The sequence below is a fragment of the Lacisediminimonas sp. genome (assembly GCF_030645335.1).
Classification (GTDB): Bacteria; Pseudomonadota; Gammaproteobacteria; order Burkholderiales; family Burkholderiaceae_D; genus Lacisediminimonas.
The window spans coordinates 1-5,722 of record NZ_JAUSNH010000221.1 but is presented as its reverse complement, the minus strand read 5'-3'; the positions used below and the strand labels follow the sequence as shown (position 1 = coordinate 5,722).

Here is a 5,722-nt window from a genome sequence, read left to right as displayed (position 1 = left end):
TGCTGGCTCCGAGGAACTGCCGGTGCCTGTTGTGCCCGATGCACCGGACGATGATGGCGGGCAATTCACATTGCTGCTGGTACTGCCGGTACTGCTGCCGGAACTGCCCGCAGCGCCGCTTGCGCCACTGGCACTACCCGGTGGGCAATCCGTGGCGCTCGCCCCGGAAGAGCTGCTACCCGAACCCATGGTGCCGGACGCACCGCTCGAACTGGTACCCAATGCCCCTGGCGAGCCACTGCCCCCGCTGGAAGCACCCGAGGCGCCAGAGCCGTAGGCCGGGGTGTCGGTCGAGCTACCGGATGATGATTGAGCCATTGCAATGCCCGCGCTGGATAGCAGGGCGATCAAAAGTGCAGATGTAAATTTCTTCATATTTCCTCCAATGGAAGTGACAGCGGGGAGCATGGTCCGCAAGGTCCGTGCCACCGCAGCCGGAAATACGCGCAGCGATTGGTCAACTGTAAAGGGCACAGGCGGCTTGACGCTGCGATTCATCCAGGGCTGGCCGGCGATGCATTGGATGCTGACCCGTGCATATTTACAGACAATGTAAATCTGCCCATCTTCCGTGCCCCCTGTTGTTCCCCCCGTTGCCCCCCATTTCTGTCCCGCTGTCCAGCCCGGCGTGCATCGCTGCATTGATTTCAAGCAAGTGGAAAATATCCAATTCTTTCAGTTACTTGCGTGTTTCCAGAGGGACTCATCCACAATGTTGTCCACCGTTTGTGTGTATAAGTCCAGTCATCGGCGAGGCCAGGGGGCGGCAGGGCATGGCGGAGCCTGAGTCAACCGGCTCCATGACATGACAGTATTGATCTGCCATGATTGCACCTGCCCAAATAGCAAGTACGATTGGGCAGCATGTCCGGAATTCTGTACAGTCATCCACAGTTTCAGGGGACAACACTGTGGACAAGCACAGCCGGAACGACCTAAGATATTGAAGCCAAACTGTTTTTTTCGATTGACCACAATCAATGCACGGCCTTGGCTGCCGGGCGCAGAAGAGGACAAAAATGAACGACGACCTTGGCAAGCTCATACTCCGCCTGACGCTGGCCGCTACGCTGCTCTTGCACGGCGTGGCAAAAATGATCAGTGGCGTTGGCCCGATCGCCGGCATGCTGGGCACCGCCGGCCTGCCCACCCAGTTGGCTTATGCGGTGTTCATCGGGGAAGTGCTGGCGCCGATCCTGATTGTGATCGGTGTCTGGACCCGCATGGCGGCAATGGTGGTGGTGATCAACATGATCGTCGCCGTCGCTCTGGTTCACAGCGGCGATTTCCTGAAGATCACGAGCACCGGCGGCTGGGCGCTGGAACTGCAGGCGTTTTATCTGTTCGTGGCGCTGGCTATCGTGTTACTGGGCGCTGGCCGTTACAGCATGGGCGGCACGAAGGGACGCTGGAACTGAGCGGCGGCCGAGGCTGGCGTTGGATTGCCGGCCATCGGCTTGAGCCTTGACAATGCGTCCGGCCTGCAGCATGACATCATGCATCCAGGTGAGCGTTGAAGCCTGTTTGCGGTGATGCAAGCTAGTCGAACTGGTTGAATTCAAAGCCCTGTTGCAGCGGACGCCCGTCACTGGCCGGTATGCGGCGTCGGCGCGGCGGTACGCTAATGCCGTCGGTCAAACGGTGGACACTGTTCTTGATTTCGGCCATCAATTCCGATTTTGCCAATCGGACCAGGCTGCGCAGCGATTCAGTCAGCAGATATCTCTCCCGCATCGTCATGTTTTTTGCACTTGCGGTCGCAACGAGTTCGGCAATGACGCGATCAGTTTCGTGCTTCTGTTTCATGGAAATCCCTCGGGGTTGAGTATGGGAAAACTTACTTTGGCGAATCTTACGGAGATCGTGCTGCACGGGTTTGAGAAAGCTCAAGTTCATTAACGTTAAGTAAGGCGTCGTCGTTGCGTTTGGCAATTGCATGCCGGTAACGGCATGGCATTGCGGTTTCGCGCGCCAGCCCTGTCTCTATTGCGGAAATAAAATGGATCCTTTATCACCCCAGCAACTTGATCAGATCGTGTCCTTGCTCGACCAGCGCGAGAAAGACCTGGTGGTTGACGTACAGCGCGAGCAAGGGCAGAAAGAGGATTACGCCAAGCTTGCTGCCGAGGCGCCCGATCCCGGGGACAGCGCTTTCGCAGACCTGAGCACGGACCTGGACAACGCGGCCATCAACCGCGATATGGTCGAGTTGCGGGCAATTGGCCGTGCAAGGGATCGCATCGCCAACGGCAGCTATGGCACCTGCATGGATTGCGGGGAGTTGATTCCCGCGGAGCGCCTGATGGTTCAGCCAATCGCCGAACGCTGCGCGCGATGCCAGCAGATTTTCGAAAAGAGCCATCCTGCCAGCGGGCGCGGCGCCACGCTCTGAAGCGCAAGAGGGCGCCGGTCCGACGATTTTTGTGCTTCCTCAGGTGACGGCAGGCAAGGCCGGGAATTTTGCCGGCTGCAAAATTTTGGCAGCCGCAAGTCAGGCGGCGAAATACGCCTGTACCTCGCTGAGCAGGGCTTGTTTTTTTCCTGCGGGCAGGAAGGCTGCGTTAAAACTGTTCATGGCAAGCGCCCGCGCATGCTCGCGCCCAAGGGGCAAGGCCTCGAACACGGCAACGAAGTTATCATTGATATAGCCGCCGAAATACGCCGGATCGTCCGAATTGACCGTGGCCGCAATGCCGGCTTCGAGCAAGGCCAACAGATTGTGGTCACCGATCCGGTCAAACACGCGCAGCTTGACGTTCGACAGCGGGCACACTGTCAGCGGCGTGGCGCTTCTGGCAAGCCGCTCGGTCAATGCCGAATCTTCCAGGCAACGCACACCGTGATCGATGCGCTCGACCTGCAGCGTGTCCAGCGCCGACCAGATATAGGCCGGCGGCCCCTCTTCGCCGGCGTGTGCTACCAGGCGCAGTCCCAGTTGCCGGCAGCGCGCAAATACGTCAGCAAATTTTTCGGGCGGATTCCCGCGCTCGGACGAGTCCAGGCCCACGCCGATGATCATGGCGCGGTGCGGCAGCGCCTGTTCCAGCGTCGCCATTGCATCGCCTTGCGACAGATGGCGCAGGAAACACATGATCAGGGCGCCGCTGATTCCCCATCGGGCATCGGCGTCCCGCAGCGCCCGGTGGATGCCGCCGATCACGGTGGCAAAGGGCACGCCGCGTTCGGTATGGGTTTGCGGGTCGAAGAAAATTTCGACGTGACGGACCTGGTCGGCATGCGCGCGCGCCAGGTAAGCCCAGGTCATGTCATAGAAGTCTTGCTCATGCAGCAGCACGCTGGCGCCGGCGTAGTAAATATCGAGGAAGGATTGCAGGTCGCGGAACGCGTAAGCGCGGCGCAGCGACGCCACATCCGGATAGGGCAATGCAACGCCATTGCGCCTGGCGAGGTCGAAGATAAGTTCGGGCTCGAGCGAACCCTCGATATGGATATGCAGCTCTGCTTTTGGCATGCCGCAAACCAGGTCGCGCAATTGCTGGTCCATCGGCGTCTCCTTGTTTTTGTGATGGCTTGCTGGCCGCGGCGGTCGGCGCAGCCAGAAGGCTCCGGGCAAAAAAACCGCAGACAGGGCAACATGGTAGGGGCAGGGCATAATGCAGGCAAGCTTGCCTTGCCATACCCCGCCATAATTACCCGATGAGGATGTTCATTTTGAAAGACGCGGCGTTTCCGATTGTATTGATCGTGCTGGGCGTTTCCTGGCTGCTCAAAAGCCTGGACTGGATGCCGGACGCCCATTGGCTCTGGATCCTCGGATTGGCCGGCTCTGGCGTGGCGGTGCTGGTACTCGACGGCATCACCAAGTCGTCGGTGGTCGCCGGCCCTTTGCTGATACTGGCCGGCGGCCTGTATTTTGCGCACCAGTATTACCATCTCGGCTGGCGTTTCATCCTGCCGGTCATGCTGGTGGCGGCAGGCTGCCTGATGCTGGTGGCGCGCTCTCCTTCAATCCCCGAATCGCGGCTGCGCCGCTCGAATAATCCTTCTGGCGACAACGACGTCCATGGCTGAAATTTTCCCCGCTGCTGCAATGGCCGCCGGCCTTTCCTGGGCCAGCGGCATCCGACTTTACATGACGCTGTTCATCGCCGGCTGGCTCGGGCGGCAAGGCTGGGTGGACTTGCCCGACGCTTTGCAGGTACTGGAATCGAACTGGGTGCTGGCCATTACCGGCGGCCTGTTCGTGGTCGAATTCCTGGCCGACAAGGTGCCCGGTGTCGATTCGGTGTGGGATGCGATCCAGACCTTCATCCGCATACCGGCCGGCGCTGTGCTCGGCGCGGCGGCGCTGGGCCAGGCCGACCCCGCGCTGACCACCATTGCCGCGCTGCTCGGCGGCACCTTTGCCGCAGGCGCCCATGCCACCAAGGCCGGCAGCCGCGCGATGATCAATACCTCACCCGAGCCATTCAGTAACTGGGCGGCATCGTTTTCGGAAGATGCGCTGGTCGTCACCGGCTTGTGGGCCGCGTTCTTCCAGCCCTGGGTGCTGGTGGTGATCCTGTTGCTGTTTGCGCTGCTGGCCGTCTGGCTGCTGCCCAAAGTCTGGCGCGGACTGCGCTGGCTGTTCCGGCGCCTGGCAGCATGACGGGCCGCGTTCTGGCCGGCCTGTCCTGGCGCATGACGGCACGCGACTGGCGTGCCGGTGAACTGCGCTTCCTGCTCATTGCGCTGGTGGTGGCGGTGGCCGCGCTGTCGTCGGTCGGATTTTTTGTCGACCGGATGCGCAGTGGCCTGGCGCGTGACGCCAACCAGTTGCTGGCCGCCGACCTGCTGATCCGCGCGGACAAATCCATCGATGCCGCCTGGAAGGATGAAGCCCGCCGGCGCGGCCTGCAACTGGCAGAAACAGTGGTGTTTCCCAGCATGGCTGGTGCCGGCGACGGCGATGCATCGCGTTCCATGCTGGCCTCGGTCAAGGCAGTCAGCGACGCTTACCCGCTGCGCGGCAACCTGACCCTGAAATCCGGCAATGGCGAGCGTCGCGTCGCCGGCAATCCTGCCGCCGGCACCGTCTGGGTCGATCCGGCCTTGATGATCGGCCTGGGCGTGCAGCCGGGCGGGGTACTGAAGCTGGGCGACAAGAGTTTTCGCATTGCCGAATTGATCGCCACCGAGCCTGACCGCGGCGCGGCGTTCATGAATTTCGCGCCACGGGTCATGTTGCCGCTGGCTGACTTGCAGTCCACCGGTCTGGTGCAGGCCGGTTCGCGCGTGACCTGGCGCTTGCTGGTCGCGGGACCGGCCAAAGAGGTACGCGCCTACCAGCAATGGATTACCCAGGCCATCGCGAAGTCCGATGTGCGCGGTGTTGGTCTCGAGTCGCTTGAATCGGGCCGGCCGGAAATGCGCGCCACCCTCGACCGGGCCGAGCAGTTCCTGTCACTGGTCGGGCTGCTGTCGGCGATGCTGGCCGCAATTGCCATTGCGATGGCTGCGCGTCGCTTCATGCTGCGCCACCTGGATGCCTGCGCCATGTTGCGTTGCCTGGGCTTGTCGCAAAACCAGGTGACCCTGATGTTCCTGGTCGAATTCATCCTGATCGGACTGGCCGGTTGCACGCTGGGCATACTGGTCGGTTTTGCTGCGCATTTCGTGCTGCTCGAATGGCTGGGGCAGCTGGTGACGACGCTGCTGCCGCCGGCTACCTGGCTGCCGGCATTGCAGGGGCTGGGCGCCGGCATGTTGCTGCTGCTGGGCT

At 61.4% G+C, this 5,722-nt stretch carries 7 protein-coding genes and 1 pseudogene; 6 read left to right on the top strand and 2 right to left on the bottom strand.

The genetic code is table 11. The features are described 5' to 3' along the window. Together Q7T64_RS15200 and Q7T64_RS15195 are read left to right on the top strand one after the other, a co-directional pair. Nucleotides 1–277: pseudogene (locus Q7T64_RS15200) on the top strand (hypothetical protein); the annotation flags it as partial. A gap of 742 nt (nucleotides 278–1,019) precedes the next feature. Beyond that, nucleotides 1,020–1,418 (top strand): DoxX family protein, encoded by a 399-nt coding sequence (locus tag Q7T64_RS15195; RefSeq protein ID WP_304797428.1) that lies wholly within the window; start codon nucleotides 1,020–1,022, stop codon nucleotides 1,416–1,418. A 121-nt stretch (nucleotides 1,419–1,539) separates the two neighbouring features. On the opposite strand, the gene Q7T64_RS15190 is transcribed toward Q7T64_RS15195, so the two are convergent. Further along, on the bottom strand, nucleotides 1,540–1,938 hold the full coding sequence (locus Q7T64_RS15190; protein WP_304797426.1) for a hypothetical protein: 399 nt from the start codon (nucleotides 1,936–1,938) through the stop codon (nucleotides 1,540–1,542). A 61-nt stretch (nucleotides 1,939–1,999) separates the two neighbouring features. Here Q7T64_RS15190 and Q7T64_RS15185 point away from each other — a divergent pair, with 61 nt between their 5' ends. Further along, nucleotides 2,000–2,392, top strand: a complete 393-nt coding sequence (locus Q7T64_RS15185; protein ID WP_304797424.1) for a TraR/DksA family transcriptional regulator — start codon at nucleotides 2,000–2,002, stop codon at nucleotides 2,390–2,392. A gap of 99 nt (nucleotides 2,393–2,491) precedes the next feature. Here Q7T64_RS15185 and Q7T64_RS15180 read toward each other — a convergent pair whose 3' ends face one another. Further along, nucleotides 2,492–3,505 carry an adenosine deaminase gene (locus tag Q7T64_RS15180; RefSeq protein ID WP_304797422.1) on the bottom strand — a complete coding sequence of 338 codons (1,014 nt, stop codon included), beginning with the start codon at nucleotides 3,503–3,505 and terminating at the stop codon, nucleotides 2,492–2,494. Between the two features lie 152 nt (nucleotides 3,506–3,657). Between Q7T64_RS15180 and Q7T64_RS15175 the strand changes: the two genes are divergently transcribed. The 3 genes from Q7T64_RS15175 to Q7T64_RS15165 form a co-directional block, all read left to right on the top strand. After that, on the top strand, nucleotides 3,658–4,032 hold the full coding sequence (locus Q7T64_RS15175; RefSeq protein ID WP_304797420.1) for a hypothetical protein: 375 nt from the start codon (nucleotides 3,658–3,660) through the stop codon (nucleotides 4,030–4,032). 1 nt (nucleotide 4,033) lies between these two features. Further along, complete coding sequence (locus Q7T64_RS15170; RefSeq protein ID WP_304797430.1) at nucleotides 4,034–4,609, top strand: DUF4126 domain-containing protein; 576 nt, start codon at nucleotides 4,034–4,036, stop codon at nucleotides 4,607–4,609. Then, a partial coding sequence (locus tag Q7T64_RS15165) for an ABC transporter permease (RefSeq protein ID WP_304797418.1) occupies nucleotides 4,606–5,722 on the top strand: 1,117 nt, incomplete at its 3' end. The genes Q7T64_RS15170 and Q7T64_RS15165, both read left to right, overlap by 4 nt.